Consider the following 18370-nt stretch of genomic DNA (forward strand, 5'->3'; position numbering starts at 1 on the left):
CAGCGCAGACCGGACAGTAAGGAGTAACAATCATGGGTATGGCAGGAGGCCAGCTAGACGGCGAGCCGATGCTCGACATGAACATGACGCCGCTTATCGACGTTTTGCTCGTGCTGCTCATCATGTTCATCATCACGATCCCCGTGGCAACGCACTCGGTCGATATCGATTTGCCGCAGGACAATTCGAACACGCCGCCGCCTCTCATCGATCCGGTGAAGAACAAGTTGGTGCTGACTTCCACCGACCAGATCCTCTGGAACGGCGAGACAATCACCCAAGGCACGCTGGTGACGCTGCTGCGCGATTCGACCGCGATGGCAGTCGAGCCCGAGCTGCAATTCGAACCCGAGGCGCTGGCAAGCTACGACCTGTCGGCCAAGGTTCTGCAGATCATCAAGGTTTCGGGCGTGACCAAGTTCGGCTTTGTCGGCAACGAGAAGTACCGCACCTTCGGGACCGGTGGCCCCGGATCCGGCGGACAGCAATAAGAGCTGGTCCCGCACAGCAAGAATTGAAAGAGGGGCTGCCCGTTTAGGGCGGCCCCTTTTTTGTTGCCGCCCTCCCGTCCCAAGGCGCCGCACACCCATGCCCCGTGCTCTGACGGGGTAGGTTGCAAGCGCCATACAGGTACGCGTTAGGCAACCTATTGGTTATGATATACTATCTTCTTTAGACTGGCGCGAACCGGTTCGGTGCCGGCTCGCTGTATGAGGAGATATCCATGCCGATTGCCCCAACTGCCCACCGCAGCCGCTTTTCCAACAGCCCCCGAAGTGCAAAACCCCGCGCAAAGCGGCCCATGGGCGAGATGAATGTCACGCCGTTCATCGACGTTCTGCTTGTCCTGCTCATCATGATTATCCTCGCCGTGCCGATCAAGACGCACGAAACGACCGTTGATCTGCCGGGCGACCCGCCAGAGGTGCCCTTCGCCATCAAGGAGGAAAACACCGTCTTCATCACGGCCAGCGACCAATTGCTATGGAATGGCGAAGCACTCACGCCCGACCAACTCCGCGCGCAGGTGACCGCCGCAAGCGCACTGGAGCGCCAACCGCTCCTGCGCTTCGAGCCCGACGCCCTCGCCAGTTACGATCGCGCCGCCCGCACCATTGCGCTCATCAAGGAAGCAGGCGCGGAAAGTTTCGCCTTCGTCGGCAATGCGCGGCATCGGGATTTCGGCAATTGAAGTCTGTTGGCAGTCGATAGCCAGATTGAGCATCAAGACACGCGCTACCAGGCTTGCAATTCTAATCGTCGGCTCTCGTCAGCAGCGGCCACGATTTCATCCAAGCTTTCGACCGGATTGGTTTCTCGAAGATGGAGCGTTTCCCGGTGGAAAATCCATGTGTTGGACGGAGAATGAGCTTAAAGAAATCATCCAAGCCGAGAGGACTGGCGATTTCGCAGCGGTCAGGGCCAATACGTCTCGCTGCCACCGCAGTTGCCGTCTCTGGCCAATATCGCATGGCGTCGGTTGCAGACCGGTAGGGCAGATCGCCATTGCGCAAGTGCATTCGCGCCTGATTCTTGACCGACCAATCGATCGAAGATGCCTTTGCATGTAGGGCTTCTTCTATCGCTCGGTCGCCAGCCTCGTCGCAAGAGGCAGAGTCGAACCAGATTACGTCTACATCGCCGCATGGCGGTGCAGGCGACCGGCGATGCAGCGCATCCCACACAGCATTTCTTATGAAACCTGCGGCGATCCAGCAGTCTGCAAGAGCCAAATCGGAGACCAAACCCAACAAGTGCCAACGAAGGGGGTCGGCTCGCAGGATGGCAATCAAGCGCGATTTATCTGACATGGACTGACGCTAGCGAGAGATCAAAGTATTTGAAACGGGCCTTCCGGTGACGATCGGTGGGCTGCGGTGATACGAGTTTGGTGAAAACCGGAGACAGACATCCGACGAAGCATGCGCTGTCTCAATCCTCCAACTCAACCCCCTCCTCCGGCCCGATCCGCATCGCCTCTCCCACCAGCGTTTCCGCTTCTATCAGCAACTCGTCATCGACCGCGCCCTGCGGTACCGCCTCGCGGTCGATCATGGTCATCACCGGCACAGCCAGCGGTGAGACACGCTCCAGCTCGACATGGACCAATTCGTGCTGCGAACGTTCGAGTAAATCGGCGAGCCTCCCGACATCGGTCATCCGCGCGCGGGCATCGGCCCAGGCCGCCTCAAGCAGCACGTGGTCGGGCTCGTATTTCTTGAGCACGTCGTAAATGAGGTCGGTCGAGAAGGTCACCTGCTTGCCGGTCTTGCGCTTGCCTGGATGCTGGCGCTCCACCAGTCCGCTGATCACGGCAACCTCGCGAAAGGCGCGGCGCAGCAGGTGCGATTCCGTCACCCAGTCGGTGAATTCGTGCGTCAGGATATCGGGGGAGAGCAGCGGCTTCGGATCGTCGACCGGCTTCAGCCCCCATACCGCCAACGTGTAATCATTGGCGACGAACCCGCCCGGCATCAGCCCGCGATCCTCCATCCGCCGGGTGATGAGCATGCCGAGGCTCTGGTTCGCGTTCCACCCCTCGAACGTGTAGTAAACGGTGTAGTGCTTGCCGCCATTGGGGAAGCTTTCGACCAGCAATTCGCCCGGCGCTGGCAAGCGGCTGCGGTAATCCTGCACTTCCAGCCACTCGCGCACATCGTCGGGAAAGCGGCCCCAGCCCGCGCGGTCATCGAGCATCTCCTGCACGCGGCCCGCCAGATGCGTGGTAAGCGGTAGGCGCAGCCCACCATAGCTCGGGATCGTCGCGGATGTCTTGGCCGCGCGCACGATCACGTCCATGTCCTTCACGCTCTCCACCTCGAGGCTCATTCCCGAGAAGAAGAACGTGTCGCCGGTCGATAGCTGCGCGGCAAAGCGCTCCTCGACCTTGCCAAGCTGGCGGCCATTCTTGAAGCGCACGGTGAGCATTTCGGAATCGACGATGATCCCGGCATTCATCCGGTGGCGCTGGGCCTGGTTGGGATGCGCGAGCCGCCACACGCCGTCCTTTGCGCGCACGATCCGCTTGAACTTGTCGTAGGCCCGCAGCGCATAGCCGCCATTCTCGACGAAGCCGAGCACACGCTGGAATGCTTTGTCATCGACCCACGCATAGGCCAGCGCGGAGCGGATTTCGGCCAGCAGGTCGTCCTCGTGAAACGGCGCGGCGCAGGCGCAGGCCATGACGTGCTGCGCGAGCACATCGAGCCCGCCCGCGCGAAAGTCCTCGCCATCGCGCTGGCCCTCATCGACCGCATCCTTGGCCGCCATCGCTTCGAGGAATTCGAACCGGTTGCCGGGCACAAGTATGGCGCGGCTGCGCGTGTCGAGCCGGTGGCCCGCGCGCCCGATCCTTTGCAACAGTCGCGAAGAGCCCTTGGGCGCGCCCATCTGCACGACAAGATCGATATCGCCCCAATCCACACCGAGGTCGAGGCTGGCGGTGGCGACCAGCGCGCGCAATTCGCCCCGCGCCATCGCATCCTCGACCTTGCGCCGCGCCTCCTTCGACAGGCTGCCGTGATGCGCGCCGATGGGCAGGTGATCCTCGTTCTCCTCCCACAGGCACTGGAAGATGAACTCCGCGAGGAAGCGGGTATTGGTGAAGACCAGCGTCGTGCGATTCGCCTTGATCGCTTCGTACAATTGCCCGACGGCCCAGCGCCCGGCATGGCCGCCCCACGGGACGCGCTCCTCGATGGGAAGCAGGATCTCGACCTCCGGTTCCGCGCCCTTTTCGCCCAGCACAAGGTCGAGCCGCGTTGATTTCGCCGGTGCCGTCCACGGGTTGCGGGGCAAGCCACTCCTGAAAGCTCAGCGGATTGGCGAGCGTCGCGGACAGCGCGGCCCGCTGGAGGCCCGGCGCAATGCGTTGCAGCCGCCCCAGCGCGACGGCGAGCAAGTCTCCGCGCTTGCCGGTCGCGAAGGCGTGCACCTCGTCGATCACCACCCGGTTGAGCCCGGAAAACAGGTCGAGGCTCTCCGGATAGGACAGCAGCAGCGAGAGGCTTTCGGGCGTCGTGAGCAGTACGTGCGGCGGTTTCTCGCGCTGGCGTTTCTTGCGGTCCGACGAGGTATCGCCGCTGCGCGTCTCGACCGTGATCGGCAGCCCGATCTCCTCGATCGGGGTCAGCAGGTTGCGCTTCACATCGTGGGCAAGCGCCTTCAATGGCGAGACATACAGCGTGTGCAGCCCGTCATGCGGATCGGTCCCGGCAGAGGGTGCGAAATCGCACAGGGTCGGCAGGAATCCGGCCAGCGTCTTGCCCGCACCGGTATCGGCAACGAGCAGCGCGTGCCTGCCTTCGCGCGATTTGGCGAGCATATCCAGCTGGTGGCGGCGAATGCGCCACCCGCGCGCATCGAACCAGCTCTGGATTTCAGGCGGTATGGCCGGGCTGGTGGAAGAGGTCATACCGCGTCAACTCGCGGCAGCGGGAGGGCGTTCCGTCAGATCACGCCTTCTTCGCTTTCAGCGGCCTCTTCCTCTTCGGGCGGCTGCAGTGCCTCAAGCTCGTTCTCGGACTTGCCGATCAGGCGCGCGGCGCGCTCGCGTTCGGCGGCGCTCAGGTCGGAGAAACTGCGCGCTTCGTCAAATTGCTCCTCGAGACTTGCAACACCTTCCATCATGCCGGGCATCACCTCAACCATGGCAGGGCCCATCTGCTCCATCACGCCCATCATCTGCGGATCGTATTGGACAAGGAAGCTTTGCCGCGCGAATTTCGCTCCGACAGGTTCGCCGAAGAAGGCAAGCAGCTGCGTCATTTCCGCTGCATCGAACTTGGTAGTCAATGCGCGCGCATAGGCATCGCGGTAGGCCGGCTCCATCGCGGCAAAAAGCTGGCCGATCATGTCGACGATCAGGTCGCTCATCTTGTCGGTGCGAGCGGAAAATTCCGGGTCGAAAATGTCGAGCGCTTCCTGCGCCTGCGTATCATCGAGGCTGCCGAGTTCGTCCGCTTTGACGCCGGTCACCGCGCCGAGCCTGATGCGCGGATCCTCGGCAAATGCGCCCATGATCGCACCCATCATCGGCTCCATCGTGTCCTTCATGACCACGCCGAACGTGCCCACCGGCATGATCGTATCGACCATGTCCTGCGCGAGCGGCAGCCGCGCCTCCTGTTCTGGCGTCAGCGGATCGACCTTGAAAATCTCGCCGAGCAGCGCGAAGCTTTCCTCCATCTCGCGCTCAAATTCCTTCATCGCCTCTTCTTCCTCGCTCAGGAATTCGAAGACCTCCGCGTCCCCGACTTCGCCCTGTTCCGCAAGGTCGACATCCTCCTGCGCGGCCAGCGGCGCTGCGGTCCCGAGCGCCAAAGCGGGCAGGAAAGGCAAGGCAGCTTTGAATACTATCTTCATGTGAGATCCCTTGAATTGGCTGGTGGTTCTTGTGACCGATGCGCGCGCGCCGCTCAAGGGTGATGAGCCTTACAGCGCCGCCAGCATTTCGGGCGTCACGTCGGCGCGCCGCTCCAGCATCGCCTCGAGCAGAGCAATTTCGGCAGAACAGCGGTTTGCGGACACCGGGTCCTCCATTGCCGCGCGAAGGGCCTCTGTATCGAGCGCGCCCTTGTCTGCTGCCGAGATGAAGGCCCAGTCGGGCAGCACTGCGGGCGCGCCTGCGCTCACCGGCGGCGTATCCTCGAAAGCGCCTGATCGAAGCAGGGTTGCAGCCACGCTCTGCTCGAAATCCACCCAGTCTCCGCGCATGACCGGATTGCCATTGGCGAACACCTCGCCTGTCACGTCGCGGCATGCTGCAATGCCGTCAGCCTGGGCGGTCATCAGCCAAGCGAGGTGCAGCTCGGCGATGGCCAGCGCTTCGTCCTTGGTGACAGCGGCGCGGGCGCGCAGGATGCGAATGCGCAAATAGGCGCGGGCCACATCGAAGCTGCGCGAAGTTGTTTCGGCGCGCAACATCAGCTGCGAAGCCAGCGCCGGAGCGGCGGTGCTAAGATAGGCATAGTCGATCTGCTCGCCGAAGAGCGCGCGTGTCATCGGCTCGGCCTGGGGCGGCAGGTTGGCCGAGGCCCCCTCAGCGCCCGAAGCGGATCCGGGGACAGCTTCCCGTATTGGAGGGGTAGACGAGAGAAGTTCATCCTCGTCCCCGCCGCTGCAAAATGCGAGCAGGCCGAACAGGGCTAGCAGCCACCAGAAACCGTATTTCTTGAGCGAATACCGCTCCATGAACGGCGTCGGGGTGCCGCCCTGCCAATAGGTCGCAGCCTCGCGCTCGCTGCGTTCGTCGGGGGTTTCGACCAATTCTGTGAGCGAGAATTCTTCGGCAATATCCAATTCAGGCTTGTAGCCGCCGCCTGGCGCCCACGGCGTCGGTGGTCCGGTTGCTGCGTCCGCGTTCGCTTCTGGCTCAGGCTCAGGCTCAGGCTCAGGCTCAGGCTCAGGCTCAGGCTCAGGCTGATTTTCCGGGGGCAGCGTGTCAACGCGGTCCGCGGCTGCCGGCTCGCCATTGCCTGCCGCTTCACGCTCCTGCTCGCGAATCATGGCCGAGGCAAAGAACAGCGCTTTCTCACGCGCTTCGGTCAGCTCGGCGAAAGCGGAAATCCGCATCGCTTTTGCATTCAGCTCAGCGCGCTGCTGTTCATAGGCCGCGTGGATCGCTGCCTTGTCGGTTGTCGCAGCGATACCGAGCGCGGACCAAGGCCAGTCGCCCTGTGCGCGCCCTCGCGAAGATTTAGTGCCCAACGCTCTCCCCGCGCTCCAGTCCGGACAGCGCCAGCTGCTCGTCGATCTGGCCGATCAGTCGCTCCAGCCCATCCTCGCTATCGCTTTCGGCGCGGGCGACCAGCACATCCTGCGTGTTCGAGGCGCGCAACAGCCACCAGCCGTCCTTGGTGTTGACCCGCACCCCGTCGGTCGCGTTGACCTCTTCGACCTGCGGCCCGGGATTTGTGGTGAGCCGCTCACTGATCTCGGCAATCGCCGGGAACTTGCGCGCTTCATCCACCTGGAACCGCATTTCGGGGGTGTTGAGCATGTTGGGCATCGCCGATTTCAGCTCGGTCACCGATTTTCCCAGCCGCGCGGAGGCCGCCAGCAGGCGAATCCCTGCATAAAGTGCGTCGTCGAATCCGTAATACTCGTCCGCGAAAAACACGTGGCCGCTCATTTCTCCGGCCAGCGGCGAGCCAGTTTCCTTCATTTTGGACTTAATCAGCGAGTGGCCGGTCTTCCACATCAGCGGCTTTCCGCCATGCTCCGCGACGTGATCGAACAGCGCGCGGCTGGCCTTTACATCGGCGATTATTGTCGCGTTCTGGTGGGTTTTGAGCACGTCCTCGGCATAAATCATCAGCAATTGGTCGCCCCAGATCACCCGGCCCTCGCCGTCAATCGCACCGATCCGGTCGCCATCCCCGTCAAAAGCCACTCCGAAATCGAGGTTCTTTGACGCGACCAGCTCGCGCAGATCCGCCAGATTGGCCTCAACAGTTGGATCAGGATGGTGGTTTGGAAAATGTCCGTCGACATCGGTAAACAGCAGATGATGCTCTCCAGGGAGCTTCGAGGCGAGCGCCTCGAGAGCGGGACCAGCGGCCCCGTTGCCGGCATCCCAGCCGACCTTGATCCCGGCGAGGGCGCCGGCGTCTATCCCGGCCAGTCCTTCGAGCATACGCTCGACATACTCGCCCATGATGTCGGCAGTGGCGACTTCTCCGGCCCCGTCGGTCCAGTCTCCGGCGGCGGAGACTTTCCCGAGCTCCTGGATGTCGGCCCCGAAGAACGGGCGCCCCTGAAATACCATCTTGAAGCCGTTGTAATTGGGGGGATTGTGGCTGCCAGTTATCTGAATGCCGCCATGCACCTCTTCGCTTGACGCTTCCGCGTAATACAGCATCGGCGTCGCGCTCATGCCGATCCGCAGCACATTGCAACCACTCGCCGTGAGCCCTTCGACGAGCGCATGTTCGAGCATGGGTGAGCTCACCCGCCCGTCATAGCCAACTGCAACCGTGGGGCTGGCGAGCCCCTCACCACTGGCGCGGATCAGCATCGTCCCGAAACTGCGCCCGATTGCGCGCGCATCGTCCGGGCCAAGTGTCTCGCCGATGATCCCGCGAATATCGTATTCACGAAGGACGGTCTGATCGAATGTATACGTCATGGGACAAGGCTTCCTGTCGGTTCATCAGGCATTGCGGGCCGTGATTGCACCGCAATTGTTTCAATCCTGCAATGTCTAAATGGAGTTATTACGGATCAATCGGGTCGAGAATCGTCACGGTCAGCTTCGCGGCTGCGATCGGGCAGTTCCTCGAGCAGCAGGTCGCGCGCATCATTGGCCTCGTGAACCTGCCCGTTGGTTCCGCCCTTGTCGGGGTGGACGCTGGCCATCAGCCGCTTGTGCGCGGCGAGGATCTTCTCGCGACTGGCCCCGTCCTCGATCTTCAGCAATTTGCGCGCCCGGAATAGCCGCTGGCTGCGCGACGGCGCGGTGCTCAGGGCTTGCCACGGCCATTTGCCGAACGCCCACCGGAACAGAATGAAGAGAATTATCAGGATAATCGCGATGCGAAGCATGGGTTTACGCTAGCTCCAAACGCGGCTGGCGGCGAGTGAATTCGGGCAGATTTAACGCCTTCAGAAGCGCGCGCAGTTCCTGCCGCGCGATCAGGTGGCTGGTGCCAAGCTCGCCCAGATGCCCCTTGTCCAGCAAGGTCAGGCCGGAAGGGAACAGCTCGCGATAGATCACGCGCTCGGAAAGGCCGTGCGCAACGCGGAAACCGACCCGCTTCGACATTTCGGTGAGCGCCTGCTCGATCCGCATCATGTTGCGCGCCTCGACATGGCCGGTGCGGTTGCGCACGACGATCCAGTCCATCTCCGGACGCTTGCCATCGGCAGTCGCGCGGCTGCGTTTCATGCGCGCCTCCCAGATCAGCTCGGCGAAAAAGGACAGCTTCTTGACCTTGAACGTGTCGGAATCGACCTGCCCGATCAGGTCGAAATCGACAAAGCTGTCATTCATTGGAGTGACCAGCGTATCGGCGTTTTCCGCTGCGGTGCGTGCGACTGGGTCGTCGCGGCCCGGATTATCTATGATCAGGAAATCGCAATTGCGCTCAAGCCGGTCCATCGTGCTGAGCAGCTCCGGCTTGCTTTCCCCGCGAAAGACTTCGCAGTTCGGCGTCGGCAAGGTGATCTTGCGCCGCTCGAGCGTGTTCAGCCGGTTCTCGATATAGCGGTGCGTCGTGCGCTGGCGCGGATCGAGATCGAGCGCGGTCACACGCGCGCCCAGATAGGTGAGCGCAACCGCGATATGCACGGCGGTGGTCGATTTGCCGGTCCCGCCCTTTTCGTTGGCGAACACGATCCGGTGTGCAGGCTTGGGCGTTGCAGTCGGAGGGGTCGGGGAGACTGGATCGTTCATGGCGCGCAAATGCATCCTGAAAAGGGGCCCAAGACGGCGTGACCTGCATTCTTGCCAAAAGCCCTATGTTACCAAGGCTTGAGAGTGGACTGCGACCGTCTACTGTAGGCTGACGAACTTATCCGGGGAGACGAACGGGTGCAAATCGCAAACACGCTCGATGTGTTGAGAACACACATCGCAAAACTGCGTAGCGGCGGCGAGACCATTGCTCTGGTGCCCACAATGGGCGCGCTGCACGAGGGGCATCTGACGCTGGTGCGGCGCGCGCGTGAAATGTGTGACCATGTGGCAGCTTCGATTTTCGTGAACCCTACCCAGTTCGGCCCGAACGAAGACCTCGACGCCTATCCGCGCCAGTTGGAGGCGGACGCCGCCATGCTCGAACGCGAAGGATGCGCGCTGCTCTGGGCCCCGGACGCGCAGGTCATGTATCCCGATGGCTTCGTCACCAATATCTCGGTCAGCGGCGTGAGCGAGGGGCTGTGCGGAGCGTCGCGGCCCGGCCATTTCGACGGTGTGGCTACCGTGGTCTGCAAGCTGTTCAACCAGGTCCAGCCGACCCACGCCTTCTTTGGCGAGAAGGATTTTCAGCAGCTTGCGGTCATCCGGGCCATGGCGCGCGATCTCGACCTGTCCATGCCGGATGCGCGCTCGATCATCGGTGTGCCGACCGTGCGCGAGGCGGATGGGCTCGCGATGTCGAGCCGCAACCGCTATCTCGGCAAGGAAAACCGCGCCGCAGCAGCGACCTTGCCGCGCGAAATGCAGGAGGCCATCGCCCGCATCGAGGACGGGCAGGAGGTCCGCCCGACACTCGCCGCGCTCGAAGATGCGCTGCTGGGCGCGGGCTTTTCCGGCGTCGATTATGCCGTGCTCGCAGATGCCGCTTCGCTGGCACCGCTCGATGCGCTGGCAGATAGGCCGGCTCGCCTGCTGGTGGCGGCAAGGATTGGCGGCACGCGCCTGATCGATAACATGGCAGTCGAGCAGAATCGTTGACGCGGGACCGGCAAACATGGCAATGGGCCTGCGCCTGGTGCGACAAGCGCCGTGAGCGGGTATAGCATAGTGGTAATGCTCCAGCCTTCCAAGCTGGCTAGAGGGGTTCGATTCCCCTTACCCGCTCCAAGCTTTTCCTTGATTGTGGACGATGCGGGTCGGTTGATCCTGCTATCAAACTTGCCCGCCCCAAACCAAAAGTATACTTGTTTTGTGCGGTGCAACCTTTAGCTGCAAAGTCATGCGCACGCTCACTCATCTCGAACGGCTCGAAGCCGAAAGCATCCATATTTTCCGCGAAGTTGTGGCAGAGGCTGAAAAGCCGGTCATGCTGTATTCGGTAGGTAAGGACAGCTCGGTAATGCTGCACCTCGCGCGCAAGGCATTCTACCCTTCGCCTCCACCTTTCCCGATGCTGCACGTCGCGAGCGGCTGGGATTTTCAGGCGCTGCTCGACCACCGGGACAAGACGGTGCGCAATTACAATCTCGACCTGATCGTTGCACAGAACGACGACGCCGAGGCGCAGGGCATCAATCCGTTCGACACCGGCAGCGCGCTTTACAGCCAGGCGCAGCTCACCGATCCGCTCAAGAAAGCGCTTACCAAGCACGGTTTCGATGCGGCGTTTGGCGGCGGGCGGCGCGACGAGGAAAAGGCGCGCGCAAAGGAGCGCGTTTTCAGCTTCCGCACGGCCTCGCATCGCTGGGACCCGAAGAACCAGCGGCCCGAGCTGTGGAACCTCTACAATGCCAAGAAGAACGAGGATGAGAGCATTCGCGTCTTCCCGATCTCGAACTGGACCGAGCTCGACATCTGGCAGTATATTGCGCTCGAAAAGATCGACATCGTCCCGCTGTATTTCTCCGCCCCGCGCCCGACAATTGTCCGCGACGGGCTGACGCTGGTGGTCGATGATGAGCGCTTCCGCCTCGAAGACGGCGAGGAGGTCGTCGAACGCTCGGTCCGCTTCCGAACGCTCGGCTGCTATCCGCTGACCGGCGCGACGCTTAGCGATGCGACCGACATGAACCTGATCATCCAGGAAATGCTGCTGGCCACCGGCTCCGAACGGCAGGGCCGCGCGATCGACAAGGGGCAGTCGGCTTCGATGGAAGACAAGAAACAGGAGGGGTATTTCTGATGGCCGACGCCGCGCACCCCTCCTTCGAAACCGACGCCCTCATTGCCGAGGATATTGACGCCTATCTGGAACAGCACCAGCACAAGAGCCTGATGCGCTTCATCACCTGCGGCAGCGTGGATGATGGCAAATCGACGTTGATCGGACGGCTGCTGTACGATTCGAAGATGATCTTCGAAGACCAGCTGTCGGCGCTCGAATCCGACAGCCGTAAACACGGCACGCAGGGCGAAGAGATCGATTTCGCGCTGCTCGTCGATGGCCTCGCCGCAGAGCGCGAACAGGGCATCACCATCGACGTCGCCTACCGGTTCTTCACGACTGAAAAGCGCAAGTTTATTGTCGCCGACACGCCCGGCCACGAGCAATATACGCGCAATATGGTGACCGGCGCATCGACCGCCGACCTCGCTGTGATCCTCGTCGATGCGCGCAAGGGCGTGCTCCAGCAGACCCGCCGTCACAGCTATCTCGTGCATCTGCTCGGCATCAAGCATCTGGTGCTGGCGGTGAACAAGATGGACCTGGCCGATTACGATCAGGCGACCTTCGACGCGATCGTCGCCGACTACGCCGCCTTCGCCGAGGAAGTGGGTATCGAGGAGTTTACCCCGATCCCTATTTCGGGATTCAAGGGCGACAACATCACCGACTCTCCCTCGATCAACACGCCGTGGTATAAAGGCCTGTCGCTGATCGATCACCTCGAGACGGTCGAGCTTGCCAACACCGCCGCGCAGGAGCGCTCTTTCCGGATGCCGGTCCAGTGGGTGAACCGGCCCAATCTCGATTTTCGCGGATTTGCCGGGCTGATCACCGGCGGCACGGTCAAGCCAGGCGATGGCATCCGCATCGTGCCCGCAGGCAAGACCAGCACGGTGCGCTCGATCACCACCTTCGATGGCGATCTGGACGAAGCGGTTGCCGGGCAGTCGGTCACGCTCACCCTCGAAGACGAGGTCGATTGCAGCCGCGGCGACGTGATTGCCGCCGCCGACGATCCGCCCGAGTCCTCCGACCAGTTCAGCGCGACGATCGTGTGGATGGACGAGGAAGCCCTGAAGCCGGGGCGTGGATACTGGCTCAAGCTCGGCAGCCAGATGGTAACCGCGACCGTGCAGCGGCCGAAATACGAGATCGACGTCAATTCGCTCGAACATCTGGCGGCAAAGACGCTCGAGCTCAATTCCATCGGGGTCGCGGAGTTTTCAACCGACCGTCCGATCACATTCGAGCCTTATGCCAAAAGTCGCCAGCTTGGCGGTTTCATCCTGATCGACAAGTTCACCAACGCTACTGTCGGTGCCGGGATGATAGAATTCAGCCTGCGCCGCGCTCAAAACGTGCATTGGCAGCCGACCACCGTCACCCGCGACGATCATGCCGCGTTGAAGAACCAGACCCCGCGCGTGCTTTGGTTCACCGGACTTTCGGGCTCGGGCAAATCCACGATTGCAAACGAAGTCGAGAAGCAGCTCGCGGTGATGAACCGGCACACCTTCCTGCTCGACGGCGACAATGTCCGTCACGGCCTCAACCGGGATCTCGGCTTTACTGAAACCGACCGGATCGAAAACATTCGCCGGATTGGCGAGGTCGCCAAGCTGATGACGGATGCGGGCCTCATCGTGCTCACCGCCTTCATCTCTCCATTCCGCGCAGAGCGGCAGATGGTGCGCAAGATGCTGCCCGAGGGCGAGTTTATCGAAGTGTTTGTCGACACTCCGCTCGAAGTGGCCGAGCGCCGCGATGTGAAGGGCCTCTACAAGAAAGCCCGCAGCGGCGAGCTGAAGAACTTCACCGGGATCGACAGCCCCTATGAAAAGCCGGAGAATGCGGAAATCGTTGTGAACACGGTCGACATGACGCCGGTCGAGGCCGCCGACTACATCATCAAACAGATCCTGCCGCTGAAATGACGGCTGCAACCATGACAGATGCCGAGCTGGCCGCTCACCTCGCCGAGGTCGCAGGACGCATCCTGCTCGACGTGCGCAGCAGCGGAATGTTCGAGGGCAAGGCCCTTGGCAGCGCGGGAGACGCGACCGCGAATGAATTCCTTTGCCACGCGATCCGCTCCGCTCGCCCCGACGACGGATTGCTTTCGGAAGAGGAAAAGGACGATATCGCGCGCTGCTCGATGAGCCGCGTGTGGATCGTCGATCCGGTCGATGGCACGCGCGAATATGGCGAGCAGCGCAGCGACTGGGCGGTGCATGTCGGCCTTGCGATAGACGGGGTTGCGAGCGTGGGCGCAGTCGCGCTGCCCGGCCTAGATGGCGGCATCGTCTTGCGCACCGACACAGTGTCGGCCCTGCCTGCGCCTGCGGCTAGACCGCGTTTCCTTGTCAGCCGAACACGGCCCGCCAAGGAAGCCGTCGCAGTATCCGAGGCGATGGACGGTGAGCTGGTCGGCATGGGCAGCGCAGGCGCCAAAGCAATGGCTGTCGTGCGCGGCGAGGCGGAAATCTACCTGCATTCGGGCGGTCAGTACGAGTGGGACAGCTGCGCGCCGGTCGCTGTCGCAGCGGCGCACGGCCTGCATTGTTCGCGCATCGACGGCTCGCCGATCCGCTACAACATGGCCGATCCGTATTTGCCCGACCTGCTGATCTGCCGGCCCGAACATGCCGAACAGGTTCTCGAACGGGTTGCCGGGCTGAATTAGGCCTCGGGCTAGGCTTCCGGCTGAGGGGTCTCAGCTGCCACCGGGCCCGCGTCACCAACGATCACCTCGATATCGACCCGGCGATTGGCTGCGCGCCCTGCTTCGTTGGGTTCGCCATCGGGCAAGGCGTTGGGCTCGACTGGGTTCTGCTCTCCGAAGGCGATGAGAGTGATCTGCTCGGCGCTCACGCCGTTATCGACAAGCCAATCGCGAACGGCTTCGCCGCGCGCTTCTGACACGCGCATATTGACCGCATCGCTTCCGCCCGCATCGCTGTGTGCCCGCAGCATCACCGCGCTGTCTTCTGCCATTTGCGCGGACGCGGCCAGCTCTTCGAGCGCCAAAGTGGCGGCAGTATCGAGGTCGCTGCCCCCGTCCGGAAATCCGATCGTCACCGCGAGTGATTCAAGTGGGGCCTCGGGCAATTCAGGGTGTTCGACATCTGACCGGATGATAGAGATCGGCGCGTCGGGATCGGGCGCAGCGGCCGGCGCTCCTGTCGCCTCCGGATCGCCAGTCTCAGCGCCGCCGCCGTCAGGCTGGGTGTTGCACGCAGCAAGCGCGGCGATGGCAAATAGGGTCAGTGCGGCTTTCGTCTCTCTCATCAGGGCCTCGTGATCGAAGTCTTATCTTTCGTGGTTTCTTATGTCGGCTGCGGCTTAGGCGGCGATTGATCGCCTTTCGCACGCCCGCTTTCCTTGGCTGATCGCCGTGCCGCCTTTTCTTCGGGTGTTTTGATCTGCGGCGGCGAAAAGGTGATTATCGTGTCGCCCGCGCGCGGTTCGGGACGCGCGGCGTGGGTGAAGAAACGCAAGGTTCCGCTGCTGCGCACGAGCAGCAGCATGTTCGCGCTGTCGGGCAGTTTTTCCTGCGCCTGCTCGAAGTCGAACTCGTCGGACAGCTTGGTCTTGCGGAACACCCACCCTTGCTGCTGGCGCTCGTGAACATCGGTCACGCCGAAGCCGCTTTCGAACAGCGCGCGCCCGCGCAGGGTCGGCGGGAGGGCGTGCTTGTCATCATCGCCGTCAGCGCTCTCGCCCAATTGGTAGACGCTGTCGCGCCCCACTTCGTGCGCAAATTCATTGCAGACGAGTGTGTTGTACGCCTCGTTATCGGTCGCCGCGACCAGCACTTGATACGGCGTCAGGTCGAGATTGTGTTCGGTCGCCTCGTTCAGGATTTCTCCGTGATAGAACGGCAATCCTTCGCGCCGGGCCGGGCCGAGGCTCTGCCAGCTTGGATCGACGATCATCACCGGTGTCTTGAGCGCCTGCATTTCCTTGGCCAGTGCGATGGTCCACGGAGTCGAACCCACGATCAAGAGGCCGGGCCGCGATGTGCCTTTGACCCCCAGCCATTTGGCCACGATGTCCACGGTAAAGCCGTGCGCGACCACGGTGGTCACCACGACGGCGAAGCTGAGCGCGGTGAGAACCTGCCCGTCGCTGTAACCCAGATCCGCGAGCCGCAGCGCGAACAGGCCGCTGATAGCGACGAGCACGATGCCGCGCGGCGCAATCCACGCGATGAACAGCCGCTCGTTCCACGGAACATCCGATCCGAGCAGGCTGATGAGCACAGTCAGCGGGCGCACCACGAACAGCAGCGCGAGCAGGAACAGGATGAAGCGCAGGCCGACCTCGGTAGTCGGGTCGAGATAGACAAGGTCGCTCCAGCTGAGGCTGGAGGACAGCAGAATGAAAATGCCCGACACCAGCAGGACCGCGATGTTCTCCTTGAACGGATGGATCGAGCGGATGCTGGAAAAGCCGGTATTGGCGAGCGTGATGCCCATGACGGTGACGGCCACGAGGCCCGCTTCATGCTCGATCTTGTTGGTGAGTACGAACACGAATATCACCGTGATGAACAGCACCGGCACCTTGAGGTATTCGGGTATCGCTCCGCGCGGGAAGAGATATGCGATCATGCGCGCGGCGGCGTATCCGATAAGCCCTGCAAGGATCGCGGCGATGATGAGCGGCGGGACCACTTCGATCAGCGAGGCATTGGGGCTTTCGGCGACGCGGCGGAAATATTCATAGGCGATGACAGCACACAGCGCGCCGGTCGGATCGTTGACGATGCCTTCCCATTTGAGGATCGAGTTGGGCCGGGTCTGGACATTCGCCTGCCTCAGCAAGGGGATCACAACCGTTGGTCCGGTCACGATCAGGATGCCGCCAAACAGGATCGCAACCGGCCACGCCAGCCCGCCAATCTGGCTGGCGGCGAGAGCCCCAAGAGCCCAGCCGACGACGACGCCGACCGTGGCCAGCCGCCACACGGCGCTGCCCGAATGTCTCAGTTCGCGCAGGTCGAGGCTGAGCCCGCCTTCAAACAGGATGAGCGCAACGCCGATACCGATGGCCGGGTCCAGCAGGTCGCCGAATGCTGCCTCCGGGTCGAGCAGGCGGAAGCCAAGCTCGCCCGCCACCGGTCCGGCAAGGAAGCCTGCCGCCAGCATCAGGACGATCGCGGGCCAGCCCGTACGCCAGGCGAGCCACTGCGCCCCGATACCGAGGACGCCGATCGTGGCAATTACAAGCGCTTGCGATTCCATCTGGTTTCCCGTCTGCCCTTAGGAGGACAATGAACCGCCCGCCCACTCGTTCCAGCGGCGCGTGACGGCGGGGATAGTGGCGGTATGGCCGCGGCGGGCCCTAGTCGCCTTCGAATTGCATAAGAGTTTGCACCCGGACCCCGGCGTCTTGCAACTTTGCCGCGCCGCCAAGGTCGGGAAGGTCGATCACGAACAGCGCTTCATCCACGGCGCCGCCGGCCTCGCGCAGCAATTGCGCTGCGGCAAGCGCGGTGCCTCCGGTGGCGATCAGGTCGTCCACCATGACGATGTTCTCGCCCCCGCCAATGGCACCCGGATCGACCTCCAGCCGGTCGGTCCCGTATTCGAGCGAGTAATCGACGCCGATGGTCTCTATCGGAAGTTTGCCCGGCTTGCGCACCAGCACGAACCCGATGCCAAGCTGGACCGCCACGGCCGCGCCAAAGATAAAGCCGCGCGCTTCCATGCCTGCGATCTTTTGCGCGCCCCTCGCTCTGGCCAGATCGGCAAGGTGGTGAACGCTCGCCGCGAGGCCCTGGGAATGGCTGATCAGGGTCGTTATGTCGCGAAACTGGATTCCGGGTTCGGGGAAGTCCGGCACGGTCCGGACCAGCGCCTTCAGTTCATAAGGTGAGAGCCGTGCCTGCGTCATTTCATCCCCGCTCATGCAAAGCGCCCCACCGTCCAGCCTGGACGATGGGGCGCAAAGTTCATCGTGATGCCGATTGGCCGATTACTTTTTCTTGGACTTCTTGCCGGCCCAGATCTGCTTGTATGACAGGAAGGCAAGACCGGTTGCGAATATCAGGAATGCGATCACGAACCAGCCGGTCTGCTTGCGCTGCACCAGCGAGGGTTCGGCAGTCCAGGTCAGGAACGCCGCGATATCGGCCGACATTTGCGGAACCGTCGCTTCGGTGCCGTCATCATAGGTGATGAGGTCCGGGTAAAGCTGCGGCGGCATGGCCAGGTTCACGTTCGAGAACCACGGGTTGAAATAGAGGCCCATCGGCGTCTCGAAACCCTTTTCCTGCGCGTAGGCAAGCTTCTCGGGGTCCGGCTCGACATAGCCATTGAGCAGCGAATAGACGTAATTCGTGCCGTCCTTGCGCGCTTTCGTCATCAGCGAAAGGTCGGGCGGGATGGCGTTGTTGTTGGCCGCAGCGGCAGCGACGTCGTTGGGGTACGGGTTCGGGAAATAGTCGGTTGGCTCGCCCGGACGGGTCGTTGCCTCACCCGTATTCGGGTCGATCCCGGGCACGTTCCAAGTGGTTGCCTCTGCACGAACCTGCGTGTCCGTATATCCGAGTTCCTGCAGGTTGCGGAAAGCCACGTATTTCAGGCCGTGACACGCAGAGCAAACCTGCTTGTAAACCGCATAGCCGCGCTGCAGCTGAGCGACGTCCCACTTGCCAAGCGGACCATCGAAAGCGAAGCCGCCTTCGGGTGCCACCGGCTTTTCCTTGAACACGTAATAGGCGGGTTTCTCGGCTGGCGGGCCAAAGGCGTAATTGTATGCGCCGGGGATCAGCGACCACAGCACCAGCACGGCAGTAATGCCGAGACCGATGAGGATGCCTGCAAGACGGATTGTCATGA

Annotated in this window: 16 protein-coding genes, 1 tRNA gene and 1 pseudogene; 7 read left to right on the forward strand and 11 right to left on the reverse strand. The window is 62.4% G+C overall.

Annotated features, from left to right (window positions below; translation table 11 throughout):
- The first annotated feature begins 32 nt into the window (after nt 1–32).
- Both AC0L39_RS16025 and AC0L39_RS16030 read left to right on the forward strand, forming a co-directional pair.
- Nucleotides 33–491 carry an ExbD/TolR family protein gene (locus tag AC0L39_RS16025; protein ID WP_473259347.1) on the forward strand — a complete coding sequence of 153 codons (459 nt, stop codon included), beginning with the start codon at nt 33–35 and terminating at the stop codon, nt 489–491.
- Nucleotides 492–802: 311 nt separating this feature from the next.
- Nucleotides 803–1192 (forward strand): ExbD/TolR family protein, encoded by a 390-nt coding sequence (locus AC0L39_RS16030; protein WP_473259349.1) that lies wholly within the window; start codon nt 803–805, stop codon nt 1190–1192.
- Between the two features lie 61 nt (nt 1193–1253).
- Here the strand turns inward: AC0L39_RS16030 and AC0L39_RS16035 are convergent, their stop codons facing one another.
- From AC0L39_RS16035 to AC0L39_RS16065, 7 genes and pseudogenes are all read right to left on the reverse strand, one after another.
- Complete coding sequence (locus tag AC0L39_RS16035; protein ID WP_473259351.1) at nt 1254–1811, reverse strand: nucleotidyltransferase family protein; 558 nt, start codon at nt 1809–1811, stop codon at nt 1254–1256.
- Nucleotides 1812–1932: 121 nt separating this feature from the next.
- Nucleotides 1933–4414, reverse strand: a pseudogene (locus tag AC0L39_RS16040) (ligase-associated DNA damage response DEXH box helicase).
- Between the two features lie 35 nt (nt 4415–4449).
- A complete protein-coding gene (locus AC0L39_RS16045) occupies nt 4450–5364 on the reverse strand; it encodes a DUF2059 domain-containing protein (RefSeq protein WP_473259353.1) in 915 nt (304 codons plus the stop codon).
- A gap of 69 nt (nt 5365–5433) precedes the next feature.
- Complete coding sequence (locus tag AC0L39_RS16050) at nt 5434–6708, reverse strand: hypothetical protein (protein ID WP_473259355.1); 1275 nt, start codon at nt 6706–6708, stop codon at nt 5434–5436.
- Complete coding sequence (gene pgmG, locus AC0L39_RS16055) at nt 6698–8128, reverse strand: phosphoglucomutase/phosphomannomutase PgmG (RefSeq protein WP_473259357.1); 1431 nt, start codon at nt 8126–8128, stop codon at nt 6698–6700. Before pgmG ends, AC0L39_RS16050 begins: the two co-directional genes overlap by 11 nt.
- Nucleotides 8129–8223: 95 nt before the next feature.
- Nucleotides 8224–8544, reverse strand: a complete 321-nt coding sequence (locus AC0L39_RS16060; RefSeq protein WP_473259358.1) for a J domain-containing protein — start codon at nt 8542–8544, stop codon at nt 8224–8226.
- A 4-nt stretch (nt 8545–8548) separates the two neighbouring features.
- Entirely contained in the window at nt 8549–9394 is an 846-nt protein-coding gene (locus tag AC0L39_RS16065; protein WP_473259360.1) for a division plane positioning ATPase MipZ, read from the reverse strand.
- 138 nt (nt 9395–9532) lie between these two features.
- Between AC0L39_RS16065 and panC the strand changes: the two genes are divergently transcribed.
- The 5 genes from panC to AC0L39_RS16090 all read left to right on the forward strand — a co-directional run bounded on the left by panC (nt 9533) and on the right by AC0L39_RS16090 (nt 14208).
- Nucleotides 9533–10396, forward strand: coding sequence for a pantoate--beta-alanine ligase (gene panC, locus AC0L39_RS16070; protein WP_473259362.1), 864 nt, complete (start codon nt 9533–9535; stop codon nt 10394–10396).
- Between the two features lie 55 nt (nt 10397–10451).
- Nucleotides 10452–10525 (forward strand) — tRNA-Gly (locus AC0L39_RS16075).
- A gap of 112 nt (nt 10526–10637) precedes the next feature.
- The gene (gene cysD / locus AC0L39_RS16080; RefSeq protein WP_473259364.1) at nt 10638–11540 is read left to right on the forward strand and encodes a sulfate adenylyltransferase subunit CysD; all 903 of its coding nucleotides are present in this window, start codon (nt 10638–10640) and stop codon (nt 11538–11540) included.
- On the forward strand, nt 11540–13459 hold the full coding sequence (cysN, locus tag AC0L39_RS16085) for a sulfate adenylyltransferase subunit CysN (protein ID WP_473259366.1): 1920 nt from the start codon (nt 11540–11542) through the stop codon (nt 13457–13459). Before cysD ends, cysN begins: the two co-directional genes overlap by 1 nt.
- Complete coding sequence (locus AC0L39_RS16090; RefSeq protein ID WP_473259368.1) at nt 13456–14208, forward strand: 3'(2'),5'-bisphosphate nucleotidase CysQ; 753 nt, start codon at nt 13456–13458, stop codon at nt 14206–14208. Before cysN ends, AC0L39_RS16090 begins: the two co-directional genes overlap by 4 nt.
- An 8-nt stretch (nt 14209–14216) precedes the next feature.
- Here the strand turns inward: AC0L39_RS16090 and AC0L39_RS16095 are convergent, their stop codons facing one another.
- The 4 genes from AC0L39_RS16095 to AC0L39_RS16110 all read right to left on the reverse strand — a co-directional run bounded on the left by AC0L39_RS16095 (nt 14217) and on the right by AC0L39_RS16110 (nt 18368).
- Nucleotides 14217–14813 (reverse strand): OmpA family protein, encoded by a 597-nt coding sequence (locus tag AC0L39_RS16095; protein ID WP_473259369.1) that lies wholly within the window; start codon nt 14811–14813, stop codon nt 14217–14219.
- Nucleotides 14814–14851: 38 nt separating this feature from the next.
- Nucleotides 14852–16771 carry a cation:proton antiporter gene (locus tag AC0L39_RS16100; RefSeq protein WP_473259371.1) on the reverse strand — a complete coding sequence of 640 codons (1920 nt, stop codon included), beginning with the start codon at nt 16769–16771 and terminating at the stop codon, nt 14852–14854.
- A gap of 100 nt (nt 16772–16871) precedes the next feature.
- Complete coding sequence (locus AC0L39_RS16105) at nt 16872–17438, reverse strand: adenine phosphoribosyltransferase (protein ID WP_473259373.1); 567 nt, start codon at nt 17436–17438, stop codon at nt 16872–16874.
- Nucleotides 17439–17504: 66 nt separating this feature from the next.
- Nucleotides 17505–18368, reverse strand: a complete 864-nt coding sequence (locus AC0L39_RS16110) for a cytochrome c1 (RefSeq protein WP_473259375.1) — start codon at nt 18366–18368, stop codon at nt 17505–17507.
- Nucleotides 18369–18370: the final 2 nt, after the last annotated feature.

The sequence above is a fragment of the Erythrobacter sp. K21-9 genome, from assembly GCF_055808355.1.

What these genes read in the sequence shown, in the direction of transcription:
- AC0L39_RS16025 (WP_473259347.1), top strand. Translation starts at nt 33, where the DNA reads ATGGGTATGGCAGGAGGCCAGCTAGACGGCGAGCCGATGCTCGACATG.
- AC0L39_RS16030 (WP_473259349.1), top strand. Translation starts at nt 803, where the DNA reads ATGGGCGAGATGAATGTCACGCCGTTCATCGACGTTCTGCTTGTCCTG.
- AC0L39_RS16035 (WP_473259351.1), bottom strand. Translation starts at nt 1,811, where the DNA reads ATGTCAGATAAATCGCGCTTGATTGCCATCCTGCGAGCCGACCCCCTT.
- AC0L39_RS16045 (WP_473259353.1), bottom strand. Translation starts at nt 5,364, where the DNA reads ATGAAGATAGTATTCAAAGCTGCCTTGCCTTTCCTGCCCGCTTTGGCG.
- pgmG (WP_473259357.1), bottom strand. Translation starts at nt 8,128, where the DNA reads ATGACGTATACATTCGATCAGACCGTCCTTCGTGAATACGATATTCGC.
- AC0L39_RS16060 (WP_473259358.1), bottom strand. Translation starts at nt 8,544, where the DNA reads ATGCTTCGCATCGCGATTATCCTGATAATTCTCTTCATTCTGTTCCGG.
- AC0L39_RS16065 (WP_473259360.1), bottom strand. Translation starts at nt 9,394, where the DNA reads ATGAACGATCCAGTCTCCCCGACCCCTCCGACTGCAACGCCCAAGCCT.
- cysD (WP_473259364.1), top strand. Translation starts at nt 10,638, where the DNA reads ATGCGCACGCTCACTCATCTCGAACGGCTCGAAGCCGAAAGCATCCAT.
- cysN (WP_473259366.1), top strand. Translation starts at nt 11,540, where the DNA reads ATGGCCGACGCCGCGCACCCCTCCTTCGAAACCGACGCCCTCATTGCC.
- AC0L39_RS16090 (WP_473259368.1), top strand. Translation starts at nt 13,456, where the DNA reads ATGACGGCTGCAACCATGACAGATGCCGAGCTGGCCGCTCACCTCGCC.
- AC0L39_RS16095 (WP_473259369.1), bottom strand. Translation starts at nt 14,813, where the DNA reads ATGAGAGAGACGAAAGCCGCACTGACCCTATTTGCCATCGCCGCGCTT.
- AC0L39_RS16100 (WP_473259371.1), bottom strand. Translation starts at nt 16,771, where the DNA reads ATGGAATCGCAAGCGCTTGTAATTGCCACGATCGGCGTCCTCGGTATC.
- AC0L39_RS16105 (WP_473259373.1), bottom strand. Translation starts at nt 17,438, where the DNA reads ATGAGCGGGGATGAAATGACGCAGGCACGGCTCTCACCTTATGAACTG.
- AC0L39_RS16110 (WP_473259375.1), bottom strand. Translation starts at nt 18,368, where the DNA reads ATGACAATCCGTCTTGCAGGCATCCTCATCGGTCTCGGCATTACTGCC.